The sequence below is a fragment of the Mesorhizobium sp. IMUNJ 23232 genome (assembly GCF_044326205.1).
Lineage (GTDB): Bacteria > Pseudomonadota > Alphaproteobacteria > Rhizobiales > Rhizobiaceae > Kumtagia.
Window position 1 is genome coordinate 75,633 of record NZ_JBIRCY010000016.1, and the last position, 20,941, is coordinate 96,573.

Consider the following 20,941-nt stretch of genomic DNA (forward strand, 5'->3'; position numbering starts at 1 on the left):
AGGGGGGTGCGAAGGAACGCGGCCTAAGTCGTCCCCAAAACGCCGCCACCCGCAGCAAGCGCATCCTCATCCCGCCCGCCGAAAACCGCCGCCGCGGCGCAGGTCGCGCGGCGTTTCCTCGCCGAACAGCGAGGCGAGCTGCTCGGTCATGGCACCGGCGAGTTCCTCCGCGTCGACGATGGTGACGGCGCGGCGGTAGTAGCGCGTCACGTCATGGCCGATGCCGATGGCGAGCAGCTCGACCGGCGAGCGTGTCTCGATCAGTTCGATGATGGCGCGCAGATGCCGCTCCAGATAGTTGCCCGGATTGACCGACAGGGTTGAGTCGTCCACCGGCGCGCCGTCCGAGATCATCATCAGGATTTTTCGCTGCTCCGGCCTGCCGATCAGGCGGTTGTGCGCCCACAGCAGCGCCTCGCCGTCGATGTTTTCCTTCAGCAGACCTTCGCGCATCATCAGGCCGAGATTGCGGCGGGCGCGCCGCCACGGCGTGTCGGCGCTTTTGTAGATGATGTGGCGCAAATCGTTCAGCCGGCCGGGGTTGGCCGGCTTTCCGTCCTTCAGCCATTTTTCGCGGGCCTGCCCGCCCTTCCAGGCGCGGGTGGTGAAGCCGAGAATCTCGACAGAGACGCCGCAGCGCTCCAGCGTGCGGGCGAGGATGTCCGCGCAGGTGGCGGCGACCGTGATCGGCCGGCCGCGCATCGAGCCGGAATTGTCGAGCACCAGCGTGACCACCGTGTCGCGGAATTTGGTGTCGCGCTCCTGCTTGAAGGAAAGCGGCTGCATCGGGTCGATGACGACGCGCACCAGCCGCGCCGGATCAAGGTAACCCTCCTCCAGGTCGAAATCCCAGGAGCGGTTCTGCTGCGCCATCAGCCGGCGCTGCAGCCGGTTGGCCAGCCGCCCGACAACGCCTGACAGGTTGGCGAGCTGCTTGTCGAGGAACGCCCGCAGCCGGTCGAGTTCTTCCTCATCGCACAGTTCCTCCGCGCCGACCGTCTCGTCAAAGGCGGTGGAAAAAACCTTGTAGTCGATCTCCTTCGGCAGGTTGGTGAAGGGATTGTCCTTGCGCTTGGCCTCGCCCGGCGTCTCGGCATCCGCCTCGTCATCGTCGGCGACGTCGTCCGCGTCCGCATCGGTCGCCTCCATCTCGCCGGCCTGCTCGTCCTCGGAAGAGGCTTCCGTGTCCTCCGGCTGCGCCTGCTCGCCGGCGGAATCGTCCTCGCCGCCTTCCTCGCTGTTCTCCTCGCCCTGCGGCTCGTTGTCGTCGCTGTCGGCCTCGTCGTTCTGCTGGTCGTCGCCGAGTTCCTCCGCCATGTTCATGGAGGCAAGCATGTCGCGCACCAGCCGCGCAAAAGCCTGCTGGTCGTCGAGCTTGCTGGCGAGGTCGTCCAGCGCGCCTTCGGATTTCTCCTCGACCCAGTCGCGCCACAGCGAAACGAGCTTTTCGCCGCTCTTCGGCACCGGCCGGCCGGTCAGCTTTTCGCGCACCATCAACGCCAGCGCCTCTTCGAGCGGCGCTTCGGATTGCTCGCGCACGTCGGCGAGGTTGGCCTTGAGATATTTGTCCTCGAGCATATGGCCGATATTGTCGGAGACACCAGTCATCCGGCGCGAGCCGATCGATTCCACACGCGCCTGCTCGACGGCGTCGAACACGGCGCGCGCCTGCTTGCCTTCCGGCGCCAGCTTCAGATGCACACGGCTGTCATGGCAGGCGCGCTTCAGCGCCATCGAATCGCCCAGCCCGCGCGTCACCGCGATGTCGGTGATGGTCGGCTTCTTCGGCAATTCGGGAAGCCGCGCGCGGCTGCCGGCCAGCGCCGGCTTGTCCTTGGCGAAGCCGACCTCCATCTCGCGGTCGCCGGAAACGGCGCGCATGCAAACCGTCACCGCCCGCTTGAACAGGTCGGTGTCGGCGCCGGTCTTCGGCTTCGAACGTGTATTGTCTCCGGGTCCGGCCAAGAGAACCTCTTATTCTAAATTACGGACACGGCGGTCGCGCCGTTACGGGCCGCATAGGCGTTCTGCAGACTATACAGGTGATATGGCCCGCAGCCACTCGCGATCTCATCGAGTTTTGGCGGCCGCTCCGTCCAGGTCGTCACCCTGTGGCCTATTCTCCAGACCAGGATCTTCGGCCGCGCATCGACACAGTACGCATAGGCGCAGCGAGTCGCCGCCTCGCCCGGCCGCGTCGAGCAGGACGCGCCGTTGCGCTCCAGCATGCCCACCACCCAGCCGCGCTCCTTGATGTCATAGCCCGGCTGGAAGAAGCCCGGTTGGGTCGTGCTGAGCAGATAGTCGCCATTTGTAGCGGGGTAATAGGTGGTGCACCCGCAGGCCAGCAGGCCGATGAGGCTCCACCCAAGCCGCTTCACCGAACGCTCCCGTTCAATTCGGCGCCACGTTCGCCGCGCTCTCCACGTAGATTTTCGCCAGGGCCTGCCACGTCAATTTACCGAACTCGGCATGAATTCCGTGCCACCACGGCTGAGAGCAAATTCACGCTGCCTTTGTCGAAGCGTGTCTTTGTTACGGCATGTGCCGGTCTCGGCAAATGTGTAGTCGATGTACTCGGCTTTTGCGCCATAGGCCCGCCGGTAGAATTCAGGCTCGCTCTGCAAGGCAGCATCGCTTTCGGCAAAGAGCCAGCTAAGGTGCTGCAACGCGTTTCCTTTGCAAAAGAAATAGAGGCACTCGTAGATAGTCGTGTTTCGCTTTCCAGTGTTTAGACCGGTGATGCACGTCGCGCCACGGCGGACCAATTCTTTGGCAATTGCGTTGCCGTTGCCCTCATGCTTGGCTTTGAGGGCTTCCAGGTCAGCCCGCAGATCGGGGCCAGTTTGTATCATCGAGAAGCCGGAACCCTCGGCATGCCAAACAGCGCCAGCGGCGCAGCTAGCTGATATGCTCGCAGCGCAAGTCAATACCAGAACGCCCTTTGACCCTCGCCCAGTCAATCAGCTCAGCACCACATTCGCCGCGCTCTCCGGCAGTTCCTGCCCGAACGAGCGTTGGTAGAACTCCGCCACGATCGGGCGTTCCAACTCATCGCACTTGTTCAAAAAGGTCAGTCGGAAGGCCCAGCCGATGTCGGAGAAGATTTCCGCGTTCTCAGCCCAGGTGATCACCGTGCGTGGGCTCATGACGGTCGACAGGTCGCCGTTCATGAAGGCCGAGCGCGTCATGTCGGCGACCCGCACCATCTTGTTGACGATGTCCTTGCCCTTGGCGTCGCGGTAGTGCTTGGCCTTGGCCAGCACGATGTTCACTTCGTTGTCGTGCGGCAGGTAGTTCAGCGTGGTGACGATCGACCAGCGGTCCATCTGCGCCTGGTTGATCTGCTGGGTGCCGTGATAGAGGCCGGTGGTGTCGCCGAGGCCGACCGTGTTGGCAGTGGCGAACAGGCGGAAGGCCGGATGCGGGCGGATGACGCGGCTCTGGTCGAGCAGGGTGAGGCGGCCCGAGCTTTCCAGCACGCGCTGGATGACGAACATCACGTCGGGGCGGCCGGCATCGTATTCGTCGAAGCACAGCGCCACATTGTGCTGGTAGGCCCAGGGCAGGATGCCGTCGCGGAATTCGGTCACCTGCTTGCCGTCCTGCAGCACGATCGCATCCTTGCCGACCAGGTCGATACGGCTGACATGGCTGTCTAGGTTGACGCGCACGCAGGGCCAGTTTAGGCGCGCCGCCACCTGCTCGATATGGGTCGACTTGCCGGTGCCGTGATAACCCGACACCATGACGCGGCGGTTGAAGGCGAAGCCCGAAAGAATCGCCAGCGTCGTCTGCTTGTCGAACAGGTAGTCCGGATCGAGATCCGGTACGTGCTCGCTGGCGGACGAATAGGCCGGCACGACCATCTTGGAGTCGAAGCCGAACTTGTCTTTCACCGAAACGGTTGTGTCCGGCAGGTTTGCTATGTCGCGGTCGACCTTGTTCATAACTTCTCCACGGGCGAAGCCCCGCTTCGCCGGCACACTATTTATCCGCGCGCGGTCTTAGAGCCTTTTCCAGCCGGAAGAAAGTTGGAAAAAGGTCCCGGCGAGCCACCTTGCCACTTCTGGCCCAACATCTATCCCGCCGGCAAAAACCGTCAGGACGAACCAAAGTCGAACATCGGCGCGCAAGCAGCCAAAATACGTATGAACCTGAGGCGCGAAGACCGCCATTTGCGGCCCGTCCTCACGAACCCTTCATCAGCAGCGGCCCGCCTGTTTCAGCATCTTGTACGCCTGTATCACTTCGCGGAACCGGTCCTCCGAGCCACGGTCGCCGCCATTGGCGTCGGGATGATGGCGCTTCACCAATTGCTTATAGCGGGCCTTGATCGCGTCGCCCTTGGCGCTGGCGTCGAGGCCAAGCGTCTCCAGCGCCTTGGCTTCCAGCGGCCGTGCCCGGCTTTCGGCACGCGGCGCTTCGGCGCGCTGCTGCGAGAACAGGTTGAACGGGTCGCGCACGTTCTTGTAGTAGCCGGCCCGGCCCGAGCGTTTCTGCGAAAAGTCCGGGGCGAAGCGGGTATTGCCGTTGGAGGCGACGGTCCAGGTCGGGCGATGGCCGGTCAGCGCCTCCTTCTGGAAGCGCGCGATCTCGGCCGCCGGCGCGCCGGCGAAATAGTTGAAGCCCTTGTTGTATTCGCGCACATGGTCGAAGCAGAAGCGGAAATATTCGCCCTCGCGCATCCGGCCGACCGGCGCGCGGTGCGTGCCCGCCTCCTTGCAGCCGTCCCACTGGCAAAGCGGCGCTTCCACCTTCGCCTCGGCCATCGGGTCGGGGCGCACGCGGATCTTCTCGAAATATTTCGAAAACGTGCTCATTCGGTCAGTTATGGGGCGTTCGCAGATGCGAAACAAGAATTGACATTTCGGGAAGGATGGCCCTAACCGCTGAATCGCGGATTAATTTTGGCCCTCGGCACCCCTCGCGGTGCCGGTTTGGCGCCTGGAGCTGATATAATGTCCCTGCAGACCGATATCGAGGCCAAGCTGACCAGGACCTTCGCGCCGGAGCGGCTGGACGTCATCAACGAGAGCCACCAGCACGCCGGCCACCACCATGTCGAATCGGGACATCACGCGACTTTCGACGGCACCGGCGAGACGCATTTTCGCGTGCGCATCGTGTCGGCCGCCTTTGCCGGCAAGAGCCGCGTCGAGCGCCACCGCGCCGTCAACGAGCTGCTTTCCGACGAGTTGAAGCGCGGCGTCCACGCCCTTGCCATCGAGCCGGCGGCGCCCGGTGAGAAGACCCGGTGGTAGCAGGTTTCGCGCGCCAGGCCGATGCGATAGCGACAGGACGCGTGGAGGCGGCATCGCCTTCCCCGATCCGATGCGATAGCTTGCGCCGCGTATCTTCGGGGGCCGCGCTTTGACTTCACTTGTGCTGGGCGGAATCGTCTTCTTCTGCCTGCTTGTGGCAGCGCTGTTTGGCATTTGGCTGCGCGGGCGGCTTCCGGTGCATCACCTGAGTTCCGATTCGAAGGATGCGATACGGCTGTCCACCGCCATCATCGGCACGCTGGCCGCGCTGGCGCTCGGCCTGCTGATCGCCTCCGCAAAGAGTGCCTATGACGACGCAGAGAGCGAGTTGAGGACTTCGGCGGGGCGTATCGTGCTGCTCGATCGGGTTATGGCTCACTACGGTCCCGAGACGGCCGCAGCCCGCAAGCAAATGCGCGGCTTGCTGGAGGCCCGGCTGCGCCAGAGCTGGACGGTCCGCGATGTCGGCAGCGACCCGCTCGACATCATCGGCGACGATCGTGATGTGGAAAGCATCCAGGATGCGCTGCGTGCGCTGGTTCCGGCCAATGACGGCCAGCGCTGGCTACAGGCGCGGGCGCTCAGCGTCAGCGGCGAGGTCGCCGAAGCCCATTGGCTGCTGGTGGCATCCGAAACCGAGGGCCTGCCGGGCGCCTTCGTCATCGTGCTGGTCTTCTGGCTGGCGCTGCTTTTCGTGTCCTTCGGCCTGATGGCGCCCGGCAACACGACGGTGATGACGACGCTGTTCCTGTGCGCGCTGTCGGTCGCAGGCGCAGTGTTTGTCATCGTCGACATGGATCAGCCCTACCTGGGCTTGATCTACATTTCCGATGCGCCGTTGCGCGAAGCGCTGGCGCTGCTGGGGAAGGGGTGAGAACTACCCCGCCAGCGCCGCCTTCACCGCATCGGCCGCGCGCAGGCTGAGCGCGGCAATGGTCAGCGTCGGGTTGGCGGTCGCCGAGGTTGGGAACACCGAGGAGCCGAGGATGAACAGATTGGCGTGGTCGTGGCTGCGCAAGTCGCGGTCGACGACGGAATTTTTCGGATCGTCGCCCATGCGCGCCGTGCCGATGATGTGGCCGGCTCCTTCCGCGCCGTCGCGGTGCTGAACCTGGGTCGCGCCGAGCCTGCCGAAGATCTCCGTATGCGCCTCGCGCGCCGCCGCCAACCCGTCCTTCACGTAGGCGTCGAGGCTGTAATAGAGGCGCGGCAGCGGCACGCCATAAAAATCCTTTTCGCCGGGGTCGAGCGTCACCCGGTTCTGCTGCTCCGGCAGTTGCTCGATCAGCGAGGCCATCCTGATGTGCCGCGAGGCCTGATCGCGAAGGGTTGAGTCCAGCGCCTTGCCGCGCAGTCCCTGTTGCGCGAGTTCAGCCGCCGTGGTCACCGGCGCGCCGGTCGGCCACGACCAGCCGTCATTGCCGATCTCGATGCGGAACGCCGGACGTTCCCTGCGGAAATCGCCGTCGCGCAGGTTCTCGATACCGGAGGTCGACAGCGGCCCGCGATACGGCCACAGCGGCTCAGGCGCCAGCGCCCAGCTCAATTGCGTCGGATGGTCCATCAGGTTGCGGCCGACCTGGTCCGAACTGTTGGCGACGCCGCCCGGCCGAACGTCGCTCGCCGAATTGAGCAGCAGGCGCGGCGTCTCGACCGCATGCGCGGCCAACACAAAAACCTTGCCAACCGCCGTTCCTTCGCTGCGGTCGCGGCGCTTGAAGCGGATGGCGGAAATCCGCCCGTCCGGGCCGACCTCGATCGAAGTGGCGGTGATTTCGGCGTGGATGACCGCGCCGCTTTTTTCGGCGCGTGCCACATGCACGGTCGCGTCATATTTTGCCTGGACCGGGCAGACCGGTATGCAGCTCGAATTGCCGCAGCAGGCGGGCCGGTCTTCGTGCTCGGCCGAATTGCGGCCCTGCGGCGTGGAGCGCACTTCGTATTTCGTGCCTGCCAGTGCCTTGGCATAGGCCTTGTCGAGAAAAGTCTGCGGGATCGCGGCCATCGGATAGTTTGCCGAACGCGGCGCGCCGAGTGGCTCGGCGGAATCGCCGGAGACGCCGATCTCCGTCTCCGCCTCGCCATAGAATTCTTCGAGCTCGTCATAAGCGATGGGCCAGTCGACGCCCCGCCCATAGGCGCTTGCGATACGAAAATCGTTGGGAACGAAACGCAGGCAGGTTCCCAGCCAATGCCAGGTGGTGCCGCCGAGCACCTTCACATAGGTGCTCTTGAATTTTTCAGGCCCCACCTGCCGGTACCAGTGGTCGAGATTGTCGCTGACGGGATGGTCCGCCTCGGGGCTGGCCGGATACGGGCACTCTGGCACCTTGATCAGCGCATCCCAGTAGCGCTGCACTGCGTCGGTGCGGTCGACCGGCGAGCCGGCCTCCAGCACGGCGACCTTGACGCCCGCCGCCGACAGCTTCGCCGCCATCAGCGCGCCGGAAACACCGGAGCCGACGACGATCACATCCGCTTCGATATCGGCCATCGGGAAACCTCGTCAGTTCTGCGGAGGGTCGGCCCAATAGCCCATCTCGCCGCCGCAATAGGCGAAGGGTTTTGTGAAATCGAGCGCGTTCCACATCAGCGCATCGGTGAAGCCGGCCAGCGCCTGGCCGTCCTGCGTATCGACGACGCCGGAATACCAGGCCGCCACAACGTCGTTCGCGACCGTACCCGTATCGACTTGCGTATCCGTGGCCAACAACGCCAGTCCCGGCCCGCGGCCATTGGCAAGGAAAGCCTCGAGCAGCTTTCCGGCCGTGGTCGTATCGAGGCTGGAGGCAGGGGTTTCGGTCAGCCGGGCCGACAGCGCGATGAACTGGTCGGCGGTGACGCTGTCCTGCGCAAAAGCGAAGCCCGGCAATCCGGTCGCCAGCGCGGCCATGCTGGCGCTGCCCAGGAAGAAGCTGCGACGTGTGACGGTTGGCTTCATGCGGTCCTCCCCGCCGTGGCTGGCGCCGATACTGCGCAGCCAAGGTTTAGAAATGATGAGCGCGGGCAACTGGATCATCTTCCCGCCGGGCCTATGGCTTGATTGTCGGCGGAACTTGGATGAAATCGGCGCGCAACCTGTTCGGACCGATCGCAGACCATGTCCCTCCACGCCCACCCTTTCCGCGGCCCGCTGTTCATGGTTCTGTCGACGGGCTCCTATGTCGTCAACGACACCATGATGAAGGTCGCGACGGAAGCGCTGCCGCCCTACCAGGTGCTGATGATGCGCGGCATCGCCGCCCTCCTGTGGGGCATGCCACTGCTGTTTTTGCTCGGCTACGGCCGCAAACTGCCGCAGATGTTCGACGGACGCGTGCTTATGCGCAACCTGTCGGAGACGGCGGCGATCCTGTGCTTCATCGTGGCGCTGGCCAACATGCCGATCGCCGACGCCACGGCGCTCGGCCAGGTGACGCCCTTGGTGGTGCTGCTCGGCGCCTCGCTGCTGTTCCGCGAGCGGATTTCGGGACTGACGATGGCGCTGATCTCTCTCGGCTTCGTCGGCGCGCTGATGATCGCACAGCCTTCCGGCCAGGGCATTTCCATTTATGCCGTGCTGGGCCTGGCCAATGCCGTGCTCTGCGCCGTGCGCGATCTCGCCGGCCGCCGCGTCGGCGCCGAAGTGCCGGGCATGATCGTCGCCATGTCGGCGGTCGTCGTGGTGCTTGCCGGGGCGGTCGTGGCCCATCTGGTGTTCGAGGAATGGCGTGTGCCGGACGCACGGCACATCCTGTTGCTCGCCGGCTCGGGCTTCTTCCTGATCTTCGGCCACTTTTTCATCTTCATGGCCTACCGCGTCGGCCCGACCAGCGCGGTGGCGCCGCTCTATTACTGCTTCACCGTCTGGGCGGTGATCTCCGGCCTCGTCGTCTTCGGCCATCTGCCCAACGCGCTAGCGCTTTGCGGCATCGTGCTGGTGGTGGGCAGCGGCCTTGCCATCGTCCTGCACGACCGGCGAAGGCGGCGGCTGGCGCCGGTAGCGTGACGTCTGTCGTAACGCCTCAAACGCCGAAAATCGCCTCGATCCGCCGCCGCATCACGCTCGCGTCGGCATCAACGCCGGTCCAGTATTTGATGTTGATCACCCCCTGGTTGACCAGCATGCCCAGCCCGTCCAGCACCGTACAGCCCCGCGCCTCGGCGTCGCGCACCAGCCGCGTGCGCGGCGGGTTCGGGATAATGTCCGCCACCACCATGCCGGGCTGCAGTGCATCGAGGTCGATGTCGAGCCGCGCCTCGACGTCCGGATAGAGCCCGATCGACGTGGCGTTGACGACGATATCCGAACCTGCCGGCACGGCGAAGTGCCCCTCCCATGGCAGGAATTTTGCCACGGCGCCGGTGCGCTCGCCAACCAGCCGCGCAAGCTCTTCGCCGCGTTCGCGACCTCGGTTGACCACGGTGATCGTGCTTGCGCCGGCCAACGCCAGTTCGACGCAGATGGCGCGTGCCGCGCCACCTGCGCCGAACACGACGACGCTCCGGCCGGCCGGATCGGCCACCTCCAGTAGCGATTTGAGAAAACCCTTGCCGTCGGTGTTCTCGCCGATCAGTTTTCCCTGTCGCAGCACCGCGCAATTCACTGCCTGCATGACTTCGGCCGACTCGCCCAGTCCGTCCAGATGGTCGATGACAGCCACCTTGTGCGGCAGCGAGCAGTTGAAACCGGCCCAGCCCATGGCGCGCGCGCCGCGCACCGCGTCGCCGAGCTTTTCCGGCGGCACCTCGCAATTGATGTAGCGCGCGTCGATGCCATGATGCGCGTAAGCCGCGTCCATCATCGCCACCGTCGGATTCTCCGCCGCCGGCATGGCAAAGCATCCGGTTATCAGGCTGAGAAAATTCATGCGGCCTCCTCTCTTTCCCGACGGCGCCCGCCAAAAGCACGGCCCGTGCCTGAAGCCATGCTAGCCCAGTCTGCTGGCCGCGTCAGGTATCCCGGCGTATTCAGTGCAAGTGAAACCGCAGGCATCGGCTGACCGGTTACGGCGGCTGCCCCGAAGCCGTCGCATCGGCCAAAATTTTGGGCCATTGCTATTACCAGCCGCCCCACGCTTTATTATGGTTCGTGCTGCCCGGAGACGGGCCGCGACGTGGCTGGAATCGGGAGCGTGTGATGAGAATATTTGCGCGTCTGGCGTTTGGGGGCGTCTCGGCGATCAGCGTTGTCGCCGGAGCGAACGCCGAGCCGCTGAGAACCATGGACGAGGTGGGCGCCGCGCTTGAGGCATGTTGGACGCCGCCGCCCGACATGCCAAATTCCTCGGTGACGCTGAGCTTCAGCTTCAACCGCGACGGCGCGCTGATCGGCACGCCGCGGCCTACGGAAATCAAGGTCGAGGGTGATGGGCAGGCGCGTCAGCAATTCGTCGAAGCGGCGATTGCCGCCGTCGAGAACTGCACGCCGCTCGACTTTTCGCCGGCAATCGCCGACGGCATCGGCGGCACCGTTTTCACCATGCCGTTCGGGCCGACGCCCGCTGTACCCACTGCCGAGCCGGGCTGAGCGCCGCAGCAGGTGCTGCCTCATGCTGAGGCGAGAGCCTGCCCGGCGTTGAAAGATGTGGACAATCGTCGGAGGGCGAGCCTCGAAGGACGCACCTATTCCAGCTTGAGCAGGCGCTCCAGGTAGCTGCGCTCGAGTTCGGGGCTGAGCGCGTTGCCCAGCCGCTTGCGGATCGCTTCCAGGATCTGGCGCGCGCGCTGCATGTCGATCTCGTCGGGAACCTTGACGGAACTGCCGTCGTCGGGACCGTTGGTGGCGCGGGGCCTGCCGAGCGGGTCGCGATCGGAGGTCTGCCTGCGGCCGCCTTCCTCGCCGCCGCCCTGGTCGCCTTCCATGGCCTGCTGCATCTGCTGCATCATGTCCTGAGCGCCCTTGCGCAGCGCCTCCAGCGCGCGGCCCTGCTCGCCGGTGGCGCGGCCACCGTCGCCGTCGCCAAGCGCGCCTTCGGCCTGGTCCATCGCTTCGCCAGCCTCGCCGAAACCTTCGCCCGGCTGGATGCCCATGCCTTCAAGGCCCTTCATCAGGGCTTCGAGATCGTCTCCAAGCTGGCCCTGGCCCTGCTGAAGCTGCTTCAGCGCCTCGGCGAACTCTTCCGGGGTCATGCCTTGCCCTTGCTGGCCTTCGCCCTGCTGCCCTTGCTGGCCCTGATTGCCACGCTGTTGCTGACGGTTCTGGCCGCGCTGCTGCTCGCCGCGCTGCATCTGGTCCATGCGGAACGTCTCGTTCATCATCTCCTGCTGGCGCCGCATGATCTCGCCCAGCTTGTTCATCTGCTGGCGCATCTCGCTTTCCTGGCCGCCTTCGCCCGGCCGTTGCTGGCGGCGCGCCTGGAGGTTGTTCATCATGTCCTGCAACTGCGACAGCAGTTCCTCGGCCTGCTGGCGGTTGCCTGACTTCGCCAGATTCTCGATCTGGTCCATCATGCGTTCCAGATCGCTCTGGCTGAGTTCCTGGCCGGGTTGCGGCTGCTGCTGGGCCAGGTTGGGATCGCGGGCGGCGCGCTCGGCGAATTCGCGCAGGAATTCGTTCATCGCCTGCCGCAGTTCCTTCATCAGCCTGTCGATTTCCTCGTCGCTTGCGCCGTCGCGCAGCGCCTGCTTGAGGGCCTCCTGGGCCTGGCGCAGATTCTTCTCGGCGGTCGACAGGTCACCGTCCTCGATCTGGAGCGCCATGTTCCAGAGATAGTCCGAAACGTCGCGCAAGGCGTCGTCGGTGGAGGCAAGCTGCAGCCGGGTGCGGCCGGCCATGATGCCGAGATAGTAGGAGGGGTTGTCGAATGTGTCCTCGGGCCGCAGCGTGATCGCGTCGATCAGGTCGACGACGCGCCGCTTCTGATTGGCGTCGAGCGACAATATCTTGCGCAGTTCGACGACCGCGCGGGCAAGCGGGTTGGTGAACGGCCGCTCGGGCAGGACGATGGTCTTCGTTTCGGTTTTCGCCTCCTGGCCGGCATCGTCCACGGTTGACAGTGTCAGCTTGATGCGGCTGCCGGCCCAGACGTGCTCGGTCAGGTCGCGCGTCGCCTTCATGGTGATATCGTGGGCGCCGCGGCGTGGCACCGACAGCGGCATTTCCGGCGGCCCGTAGAGTGGCCGGGCATCGGCCGCAGGCGTTTCCTCCAACGCGAAATCGGCCTTGGCGGAAGCCGCGCCGTAGTCGTCCTCGATCTCGTAGCGCAACTCGAAGGCGCCGTTGACCGCGCGCTTCGGCTCATCCGAGAAGCGGATGACCGGCGGCTTGTCGGGAACGACGGCGAAGGTCCAGCTACGGACCTCCTGCTCGCCGTCGCCGGCGCGCAGTGCCAGAACGCCGTCCGCCGTCAGCTTGCCTTCGAATTGCCGAGGCGCGGCCGGTATGTTGAGCGCCGAAGGCGTATCCGACGCAGGGGCCGGCGTTGCGGTATCGGCCAGCGCGACGTCGCGCACCGTGCCGTCCTTGCCGGTGAAGGCCAGTTGCTCGTCACCCGCGCCGCCGGTCACGCGCAAGGCGACGTCGCTGCCGGTGGGAACGGTGAACAGCGGCGTGTCAGCGTTGTTCTCGGCGGTGAGGAAGATCGGCGCCTTGCCGGTATAGGGGGGAGGCGTGACCCAGGCGTCGATGCGTGGCGGCAGCGTCTCGGTCAGCGCCACGGCGCGGAAACCGTCTTCCAGCGAGCCGCCGCGCGGGCCGAAGGAATAAGCGAAGGCGGTGACCAGCAGCAGCACCGCTATCGCCCGCAGGCCCCACGGGTCGCGCTCCGGCACGCCGGTGCGGGGCAGATCGCTGCCGGCGCCGGCCAGCTTCTCGGCCATCCGCTTCTGGTGTTCGCGCCACAGCGCCTGCGCGAAACCGGTCTCATTGCCGGCGGGACGGTCGGTCTGCGCCCGCAAGGGTGTATGGTCCAGCGCGTTCGCCGCCTCGATGCGCCGGTCGATCTCGTCAGGCCGCGGATTGCGGTAGAAACGCAGCGGATAAAGCGAGCCTAACGCGGCGAGGGCGACCACCGCCAGCAGGACGAAACGCGCCGTATCCGGCAGCAAGCGGAAGACGCCGAACCAGGATAGGCTGGCGAAAAGGCTGAGCGTGACGAGCAGCGGAAGGATCAGCGGCCAGAGGCGCTCCAGCATCATCGCCGCGCGCGTCACCAGCCTGGTTCGCTTCAAGCGTCTGGAAAAAATCGGCTTTTCCGGGTTCGCGAGCGTTTCCTTCATCGGACTTTCCGGTTTCGGCCGGGCACGAAGCCAAGCCTGTAGAGTCGGAAGAATACCAACAAACGCGGCAAAGGCGAGGCAGGTTACAGAATCGTGATGTCGCGGGCGGAAATGCGGGGATTTCTCAGAGCCACTCGGGCAGCGAATCCAGGCCGATCAACTCGTCAAAACTGGTGCGCGGGCGAACGACGTGAAAAGTGTCGCCCTTGACCAGTACTTCCGGCACCAGCAGCCGCGAATTGTAGGTTCCCGCCTGCACCGCGCCATAGGCGCCGGCGGTGCCGACGGCAATCAGGTCGCCGGAGTCGAGCCTGGGCAGGTCGCGCGACAGGCCGATGTAATCCCCGGTCTCGCAGACGGGGCCGACGACGTCGACCACCATGCGCGGCGCGTCGACGGGCCGGCGCACCACCGGGAAAATCTCATGGAAGGCGTCGTAGAGGGTCGGGCGGATCAGGTCGTTCATCGCGGCGTCGACGATCAGGAAATTGCGGGCGTCGCCTTCCTTCACATAGATCACCTCGGAAACGAGGATGCCCGCATTGGCGACGATCAGCCGGCCCGGTTCGAACATCACCTTGACGCCGAGATGGCCGGCGCGGCGGCGGATGATGTCGGCATAGGCGTCCGGGTGCGGCGGCGGGTCGTTATCGACCCGGTAGGGCACGCCGAGCCCGCCGCCGAAATCGATGTGATCGATGTGGTGGCCGTCGGCGCGCAGCGTCGCGACCAAGTCGGCGAGGATCGAGAAGGCGTCGTCGAAAGGCTGCAGATCGGTGATCTGGCTGCCGATATGCATGTCGATGCCGGTCACCTTCAGGCCCGGTAGTTCGGCGGCGCGCGCATAGACCGCGCGGGCGCGCTGGCGCGGTACACCGAACTTGTTCTCGGCGTTGCCGGTGGATATCTTCTTATGCGTCTTGGCGTCGACGTCCGGATTGATGCGGATCGATACCGGCGCGACCTTGCCCGCGGCGACGGCGCGCCGTGACAGCAGTTCCAGTTCCGGCTCGGACTCGACGTTGAAGCAGAGGATGCCGGCGGCCAGCGCAAAATCCATTTCCCGCGCCGTCTTGCCGACGCCGGAGAACAGGATTTTTTCCGCCGGCACGCCTGCCGCAAGCGCACGGCGCATCTCGCCTTCCGAGACGACATCGGCGCCGGCGCCGAGTTTTGCCAGCGTGGCAATCACCGCCTGGTTCGAATTCGCCTTCATGGCGTAGCAGACGAGCGAGTCGAGCCCGGTGAACGACTGCTTGAAGACGTTGTAGTGCCGCTCCAGCGTGGCGGTGGAATAGCAGTAGAACGGCGTGCCGACGGTGCGCGCGATTTCCGGCACCGGCACGTCCTCGGCGTGCAGCACACCGTCGCGGAATTCAAAATGGTTCATCGTCAGGATCCGCGAAGAAGAATGGCCGCAATCTTCGGCGAAAGGGTTACTGGATCAGCTTATCGAGAATGAACGGCTTGTCCTCGACCGGTTTCTGCGGCTCGGGCGGCAGTGGCTCGCCGGCCTTTTCAGCGTCCTTGCGTGCCTGCACGGCAGCGGCATAGGGCGTATCGAGATCGGATTTGCGGCCGCAGGCGGTAGTCGCGCCGAGGGCGGCGATCAAGGCAGCGGAAATTGTGAGGCGTTGAGCAGTCATCGAAGTGTCCAGTCGAGGAGTCGGACGCTCTTAGCGGAGTTTCAAGGGAAATGCACCCCGGAGCGCGCTCGCCTGCAACATCGTGTCGGGAGGGCCGTCGCCTCACGTTTGATACTCGGAGCAACTGCAGTCGATATCTCCAGCTTGCGGAAGCTTGCCTTTCTTGCCAGCCTGTTGCGGTAAAGGGAGCGACGTCGATGCGAAGGCTTGGTTGGGTTGCAATCGGGCTACTGGCTTGGCTCGTTACGCTGGCTGTCGCGTTGGGCCTTGGAGGCGCGGGCCATGGATGGATGGCGCCTTTCTGGCTCTCCACCGTCCTGATCTTCTTGTATCCGCTGGTATTCGTCAGGCTTTTCGCTTCATCGGCGGCGGCGATAAAGGTCGACCTGGCTATCTTGCTCGTAGCCGCGGTGATGGACATTTTCCTCCTCCATAATGCGCTCGTGGCGAAACGTGCATATTTTTTGAGGATTTGGGACTTTTCCGCCAGCGCCGTAAGCCTGTGGATCGGCTTGTGGGCGGGGTGGCAGGTTCTGGCGATTGTTTCGTTGTTGAAGAAGCGCGGCGGGGAAACGGCGGTGGAGACCTACTGATGTCCATCTTCCATCTGTAGCAGGGATCGAAAGCCTCTCGATCAGCGGCCCTTACGCCTTCGCCAGCCGCTTCTTCCAATACTTCACTTGGCGGCGCACTTCGCTCGGCGCGGTGCCGCCGAAGGATTTGCGGCTCTGCACCGATTTCGACACGGAGAGCACCGAGAAGACGTCGCCGGTGATGCCTGGATGGATCGCCTTCAACTCGTCCAGCGACAGTTTTGACAGCGTCGTCTTCATCGTTTCGGCCAGCGCCACGGCGCGGCCGGTGACGTGGTGCGCCTCGCGGAAGGGCAGGCCCAGCGTGCGCACCAGCCAGTCGGCGAGGTCGGTGGCGGTGGAATGGCCGGAGCCGGCGGCGCGCTTCATGGCTTCGGCATTGACGGTCATGTCGCCGACCATGCCGGTCATGGCCGTCAGCATAAGGTCGAGCGTCTCGGCGGCGTCGAAGACGGCCTCCTTGTCCTCCTGCATGTCCTTCGAATAGGTCAGCGGCAGGCCCTTCATCACGGTCAGCAGGCCGATCAGATGGCCGTTGACGCGGCCCGTCTTGGCGCGCACCAGTTCGGCGGCGTCCGGGTTCTTCTTCTGCGGCATGATCGACGAGCCGGTCGAAAACGAGTCCGACAGTCTTACGAAGCCGAATTGCGGTGTCGACCAGATGACGATCTCTTCCGCTAGCCGCGACAGGTGGGTCGCGCAGATCGCCGCGATCGACAGGAACTCCAGCGCGAAATCGCGGTCCGACACGCTGTCCAGCGAATTGCGCGTCGGCTCGCGGAAGCCGAGTGCCTTGGCGGTCCTGTGGCGGTCGATCGGAAAGCCGGTGCCGGCGAGCGCTGCCGCGCCCAGCGGCGATTCGTCCATGCGTTGGATCGCGTCGCGCACGCGGCTGAGATCGCGGGCAAACATCTCGACATAGGCCATGCAGTGATGGCCGAAGGTCACCGGCTGTGCCGACTGCATGTGGGTGAAGCCGGGCATCACGGTTGCCGCGTGCTCTTCCGCGCGGGTCAGGAAGACAGTGATCAGCCCCTTCAGTGCCTCGGCGACGCGAAAGAGTTCGTCCTTCACCCAGAGGCGGAAATCGACGGCCACCTGATCGTTGCGCGAGCGCGCCGTGTGCAGGCGGCCGGCGGCGGGGCCGATCAGTTCGGCCAGCCGCGCCTCGACATTCATATGGATGTCTTCCAGTGTAGTCGAGAAGGTGAAGGCGCCGGTCTCGATCTCTTTCAGAATCGTGTTCAGGCCGTGAGCGATTTTTTCTTGATCGGCAGCCGAAATGATGCCCGTTGCCGCCAGCATTTCAGAATGCGCCAGCGAGCCGCGAATGTCCTGGGCGTAGAGTTTCCTGTCGAAGCCGATCGAGGCGTTGATCGCCTCCATCACGGCCGCCGGACCCGAGGCAAAACGTCCGCCCCACATCGCATTGCTGGCCTTTTTGTCGTTCATCGTGCTACCCGGGCTCCGGAGATTTTTGAAAAGAATGTCGGACGGCAAGCAAAGAAAACTGATCCCGGCCTGGCGCGCCATCCTGACCGCCATGGTCGCCGGCGCGCTGGCCGGCGCGGTGGCGGTATATGTCACCGGAGGCTTCTCTGGCAACACGGCGCGGGCGCCTGCCGTGCCTAGCGAGACGCCGACCACAGCCGCAGCGCCCGCTGGGGAGCCGTCACCCGCAGAAACAGCCTGCGCTGCCAAGTCTGAGACAGCCAAGACGGTCGCTGCCGCGGCGACCGGTCAGGTCGCGGCGATGCTTCCCGCCGATCCGCCGCAGTCGCTGGCAAAACTTGCATTCAACGGCCCCGACGGCAAGCCGATGACGCTGGCCGACCGTGCCGGAAAGACGGTTCTGCTTAATCTATGGGCGACCTGGTGCGCGCCTTGCCGGGCCGAGATGCCGGTGCTGGATGCCTTGCAGAAGGAAGCCGGCGACGATGGCTTCGAGGTAATCGCGGTCAATGTCGACACCGGCGACGACACCAAGCCAAAAAAGTTCCTGGCGGAGACCGGCGTCGCGGCGCTCGGCTACTATCGCGACAACACGCTCGACCTGTTCAACGATCTGAAGAAACGCGGGCTGGCGCTCGGCTTGCCGGTGACCCTGCTGATCGATGGGGAAGGCTGCCTGCTCGCCCATATGAACGGGCCGGCCGAATGGGCAAGCGAAGACGCGAAGAAGCTGATCGCGGCGGCGCGCAACTAAAGCGTGTCGCACCCACTCGGCCTCATTCTACCGGGCCGGCTTGGGCCAAATCCATCGGGCTTCGTCTTGTCCGGGCCACCAGCCCGACGTGCGACGAAGCCCTCGACCTTGTCCAAAACCGTCACCGGCAGAATGACACCGATTGGGTGCAACACGCTTTAGACCCATTCCGCTCCCGCTTTACCGGATCGAAAGCGTTCCTCTCCTATACGGTCGGACAGAGGATGCCGCATGTCCGATGTCTCCGTGCCCGGTTCGAAATTGCGTGTCGGAACGATTGGCGATTCACCAGTTTTGCTCACCTGGCTGGTGGTGTCGCTGATCCTGTCCGCCCTATGGCTGGCCGGGCATTTTCCGAACGGCGACGTTGACGACCTGCTCAAGGCGCATGAGGTGCGCTTCCTGCTGGACAGCGGCAATATCTTCGACCGCACCTTGCCCGGCATCCTGCAGCCCGAACCTTTCGTGTCGCACTGGCCGTGGCTGGTCGATCTGCCCTATGCGGCGGTGGCCTTCGTCCTGAGACCACTTGTCGGCTTGGAGGCCGCGCTGTCGGTCGCATTCTTCACCGTCCCGCTGCTGCTGCTCGCCGGAATCCTGCTCTTCCTGCGCAGGCTCGTCGGCACCTTCGGCTTCGCCAATCCAGCACTGGTCTTCGTGGCCTCCGTGGTCGTCGCTCTTCGGGCGCTTGCGGAATTCGAGCCTGGCCGCATCGACTATCACAATACCCAGATGCTTTTGCTGGTGGCCATCGCCTGGCTCACGATCGTGCCCGGCCGCCGTTCCGCCTTCGCGAGCGGTGTGCTGGCGGCGCTTGCGCTGGCGACGGGCGTCGAACTCGCCGTGTTCCTGGTGTTGGCGTTTGCCATCCGCGCCTTCGATTTCATATCCGACGGGCGCGATGCGGGCGGGCAGCTCCAGGTGTTCGGTGCAGCTCTCGGCGCAACAGCCATCATCCTGTTCTTCGCCGTCACCGCGCCCGGCGACTACGCTGTACCGCTGTGCGACCGGTACTCCTCGCCATTGGCGCTCGGCCTGATCGCCGCCGGAGCAAGTTTCGCGCTTGTGCCGTTCTTCCTCCGCGATGCGGGCTCCGCGCCACGCTTTATCGTTCTCGCGGCCTGTGGGCTTGTTTCGGCCATCGCGCTGGCAACGCTGTTTCCCGGCTGCTTGGCCGGGCCTTATTCCGGCCTCTCCGACTATGTCCGCGAGCATTGGCTGGTCCGGATCTATCAGGAGGCGAGCCTGTTCGGCCGTCGCGATTTCGTGCTTTCGCCGGACCTGCTTTATCTTGCCGCGCCGATGGTCGGCGTGCTCGGCTCGGTGGTCGCGGCGTTTGTCGCCCGGGGACGCGACCGCGCCTGGGTCGTGATGGCGCTGTTTGCGATCGTGGCGATGGCACATACCGTGCTTTATTTCCGCTATCTGCGTTTCATGCCGCTCTTCGCAGGGCCTGGGCTCGCTTACGCGCTTCATTCGATCCTGCCGGCGAATCTGGCGCGCGGATTTGCAGGGCGTATCGCCGCTCCGAGGATGCGGCTGCTGCCGCTGCTGCCGGGAGTGGTCCTGATACTGGGGCTGGTCGGCTTTCATCTGGCCGACGTTCCACAGTCAGAAGGCCTAGAAGGCGTTGAAGTCGCCGAGACCTGCATACTCGACGGTCGCGAGCCTTATGTCTGGCCGGCCGGCGGCCGTATCCTCGCGCCGCCGCTGATCGGCATCCGCCTGATCTCCGACCCGGGCGTCACTGTGGTAGCCATCCCGTTCCACACCGGCAGCAAAGGTATCGAGCACGCGCTGCGCTTCTTCGATCCAGCCACGCCCGACCCCCGCGTGATTGCGGAGGAAGCCGAAGCAACCCTCGTCGCCACCTGCGCCTGGCGCGGCGGGCCGCTTCGGCGGATCGAGCAGGAATTTCCGCTTGCCGCCAGCCTCATCGAGGGGAGGCCGCCGGCCTGGCTTGCGGAATGTCCCTTGCCGGTCAGCGCGACGCTGCGCGTCTACCGGCTTGCGTCGGAACCTGCGGATGCCTGTCCGACGATCGGTTCTGGGAACTGATCTACCGCGTCGGCACCGGGTGCTCGCCGCGATAGTCGTAGAAGCCGCGGCCGGCCTTGCGGCCGAGCCAGCCGGCTTCGACATACTTAACCAGCAGCGGGCAAGGGCGGTATTTCGAATCCGAAAGCCCATCGTGCAGCACCTGCATGATGGACAGGCAGGTATCGAGCCCGATGAAGTCGGCAAGCTGCAGCGGTCCCATCGGATGGTTTGCGCCGAGCTTCATCGCCGTGTCGATGGCTTCCACCGAGCCGACGCCCTCGTAAAGCGTGTAGATCGCCTCATTGATCATCGGCAACAGGATACGGTTGACGATGAATGCCGGGAAATCCTCCGAAACCGTCGTCGTCTTGTCGAGCCGGCGGACATATTCCTTGGCGGTCTCGAAAGTGTCGTTCTCCGTGGCAATGCCACGCACCAGTTCGACCAGCTTCATGATCGGCACCGGGTTCATGAAATGAATGCCGATGAAACGCTCGGCCCGATCGGTTGCCGAGGCCAGCCGGGTGATCGAGATGGATGATGTGTTGGTGGCGAGGATGGCTTCCGGGTTCAGCACCGGACAGAGCTGCGCATAGATCTTTCGCTTGATGCTCTCGTCCTCAGTCGCCGCCTCGATGACCAGATCGGCGCCAGCGAGGTCCTTGAGATCCGGCGCGGGGGAAATCAGCGAGATCGCCGCCTGGCGCTCGGCCTCGGCCAGCTTGCCGCCGGCGACCTGGCGCGCCATGTTGCCGTTGACGGTGGCGATGCCCTTTTCGATGCGCTCCGGCGCGACATCGTAAAGCAGCACCTTATAGCCAGCCAGCGCAGAGACATGGGCGATGCCGCTGCCCATCTGACCCGCGCCGACAATGCCGACCGTTTCAATCTCGCTCATTCCTTCGATCCCGTTTCAGGCGTTTCGCCTGGTGCTTCCGGTTGAGGCGATGCTGGCCATGGCGGCCAGACCGTCGATCCCAACCTTATTTTCTT

At 64.7% G+C, this 20,941-nt stretch carries 20 protein-coding genes; 7 read left to right on the top strand and 13 right to left on the bottom strand.

From position 1 onward, the window contains the following. Window positions 1-66 precede the first annotated feature (66 nt). From cobT to ACH196_RS14275, 5 genes are all read right to left on the bottom strand, one after another. Window positions 67-1,965, bottom strand: a complete 1,899-nt coding sequence (gene cobT / locus ACH196_RS14255; RefSeq protein ID WP_396647563.1) for a cobaltochelatase subunit CobT — start codon at window positions 1,963-1,965, stop codon at window positions 67-69. A gap of 14 nt (window positions 1,966-1,979) precedes the next feature. Next, entirely contained in the window at window positions 1,980-2,381 is a 402-nt protein-coding gene (locus ACH196_RS14260; protein ID WP_396647564.1) for a hypothetical protein, read from the bottom strand. 72 nt (window positions 2,382-2,453) lie between these two features. Then, window positions 2,454-2,855, bottom strand: a complete 402-nt coding sequence (locus ACH196_RS14265) for a hypothetical protein (RefSeq protein WP_396647565.1) — start codon at window positions 2,853-2,855, stop codon at window positions 2,454-2,456. Between the two features lie 108 nt (window positions 2,856-2,963). Continuing rightward, window positions 2,964-3,950, bottom strand: coding sequence for a cobaltochelatase subunit CobS (gene cobS / locus ACH196_RS14270; protein ID WP_396647566.1), 987 nt, complete (start codon window positions 3,948-3,950; stop codon window positions 2,964-2,966). Between the two features lie 255 nt (window positions 3,951-4,205). Beyond that, complete coding sequence (locus ACH196_RS14275) at window positions 4,206-4,823, bottom strand: J domain-containing protein (RefSeq protein ID WP_396647567.1); 618 nt, start codon at window positions 4,821-4,823, stop codon at window positions 4,206-4,208. A gap of 138 nt (window positions 4,824-4,961) precedes the next feature. Here ACH196_RS14275 and ACH196_RS14280 point away from each other — a divergent pair, with 138 nt between their 5' ends. Further along, the gene (locus ACH196_RS14280; protein ID WP_396647568.1) at window positions 4,962-5,264 is read left to right on the top strand and encodes a BolA family protein; all 303 of its coding nucleotides are present in this window, start codon (window positions 4,962-4,964) and stop codon (window positions 5,262-5,264) included. Window positions 5,265-5,373: 109 nt separating this feature from the next. Then, window positions 5,374-6,138 (top strand): DUF4239 domain-containing protein, encoded by a 765-nt coding sequence (locus ACH196_RS14285; RefSeq protein WP_396647569.1) that lies wholly within the window; start codon window positions 5,374-5,376, stop codon window positions 6,136-6,138. Between the two features lie 3 nt (window positions 6,139-6,141). On the opposite strand, the gene ACH196_RS14290 is transcribed toward ACH196_RS14285, so the two are convergent. Both ACH196_RS14290 and ACH196_RS14295 read right to left on the bottom strand, forming a co-directional pair. Then, window positions 6,142-7,758 (bottom strand): GMC family oxidoreductase, encoded by a 1,617-nt coding sequence (locus ACH196_RS14290; RefSeq protein WP_396647570.1) that lies wholly within the window; start codon window positions 7,756-7,758, stop codon window positions 6,142-6,144. 12 nt (window positions 7,759-7,770) lie between these two features. Further along, window positions 7,771-8,205, bottom strand: a complete 435-nt coding sequence (locus tag ACH196_RS14295; RefSeq protein ID WP_396647571.1) for a sugar dehydrogenase complex small subunit — start codon at window positions 8,203-8,205, stop codon at window positions 7,771-7,773. Window positions 8,206-8,364: 159 nt separating this feature from the next. On the opposite strand from ACH196_RS14295, the gene ACH196_RS14300 reads away from it, so the two are divergent. Then, on the top strand, window positions 8,365-9,252 hold the full coding sequence (locus ACH196_RS14300) for a DMT family transporter (protein ID WP_396647572.1): 888 nt from the start codon (window positions 8,365-8,367) through the stop codon (window positions 9,250-9,252). Window positions 9,253-9,268: 16 nt separating this feature from the next. Here the strand turns inward: ACH196_RS14300 and aroE are convergent, their stop codons facing one another. Next, window positions 9,269-10,114 (bottom strand): shikimate dehydrogenase, encoded by an 846-nt coding sequence (gene aroE, locus ACH196_RS14305; RefSeq protein ID WP_396647573.1) that lies wholly within the window; start codon window positions 10,112-10,114, stop codon window positions 9,269-9,271. A 269-nt stretch (window positions 10,115-10,383) separates the two neighbouring features. Here aroE and ACH196_RS14310 point away from each other — a divergent pair, with 269 nt between their 5' ends. Beyond that, a complete protein-coding gene (locus tag ACH196_RS14310) occupies window positions 10,384-10,773 on the top strand; it encodes a hypothetical protein (protein ID WP_396647574.1) in 390 nt (129 codons plus the stop codon). Between the two features lie 95 nt (window positions 10,774-10,868). On the opposite strand, the gene ACH196_RS14315 is transcribed toward ACH196_RS14310, so the two are convergent. The 3 genes from ACH196_RS14315 to ACH196_RS14325 all read right to left on the bottom strand — a co-directional run bounded on the left by ACH196_RS14315 (window position 10,869) and on the right by ACH196_RS14325 (window position 15,109). Beyond that, window positions 10,869-13,463, bottom strand: coding sequence for a TIGR02302 family protein (locus ACH196_RS14315; protein WP_396647575.1), 2,595 nt, complete (start codon window positions 13,461-13,463; stop codon window positions 10,869-10,871). 124 nt (window positions 13,464-13,587) lie between these two features. Then, window positions 13,588-14,853, bottom strand: coding sequence for a diaminopimelate decarboxylase (gene lysA / locus ACH196_RS14320; protein ID WP_396647576.1), 1,266 nt, complete (start codon window positions 14,851-14,853; stop codon window positions 13,588-13,590). Between the two features lie 46 nt (window positions 14,854-14,899). Continuing rightward, complete coding sequence (locus tag ACH196_RS14325; protein ID WP_396647577.1) at window positions 14,900-15,109, bottom strand: hypothetical protein; 210 nt, start codon at window positions 15,107-15,109, stop codon at window positions 14,900-14,902. 290 nt (window positions 15,110-15,399) lie between these two features. Here ACH196_RS14325 and ACH196_RS14330 point away from each other — a divergent pair, with 290 nt between their 5' ends. Beyond that, window positions 15,400-15,702 carry a hypothetical protein gene (locus ACH196_RS14330; protein WP_396647578.1) on the top strand — a complete coding sequence of 101 codons (303 nt, stop codon included), beginning with the start codon at window positions 15,400-15,402 and terminating at the stop codon, window positions 15,700-15,702. A gap of 51 nt (window positions 15,703-15,753) precedes the next feature. On the opposite strand, the gene argH is transcribed toward ACH196_RS14330, so the two are convergent. Further along, entirely contained in the window at window positions 15,754-17,154 is a 1,401-nt protein-coding gene (gene argH, locus ACH196_RS14335; protein ID WP_396647579.1) for an argininosuccinate lyase, read from the bottom strand. A 34-nt stretch (window positions 17,155-17,188) separates the two neighbouring features. Here argH and ACH196_RS14340 point away from each other — a divergent pair, with 34 nt between their 5' ends. Further along, the gene (locus ACH196_RS14340; RefSeq protein WP_396647580.1) at window positions 17,189-17,908 is read left to right on the top strand and encodes a TlpA disulfide reductase family protein; all 720 of its coding nucleotides are present in this window, start codon (window positions 17,189-17,191) and stop codon (window positions 17,906-17,908) included. A gap of 231 nt (window positions 17,909-18,139) precedes the next feature. After that, window positions 18,140-19,966 (top strand): hypothetical protein, encoded by a 1,827-nt coding sequence (locus ACH196_RS14345; RefSeq protein ID WP_396647581.1) that lies wholly within the window; start codon window positions 18,140-18,142, stop codon window positions 19,964-19,966. Window position 19,967: 1 nt separating this feature from the next. Here ACH196_RS14345 and ACH196_RS14350 read toward each other — a convergent pair whose 3' ends face one another. Next, window positions 19,968-20,846, bottom strand: coding sequence for a 3-hydroxybutyryl-CoA dehydrogenase (locus ACH196_RS14350; protein WP_396647582.1), 879 nt, complete (start codon window positions 20,844-20,846; stop codon window positions 19,968-19,970). Window positions 20,847-20,941 lie beyond the last annotated feature (95 nt).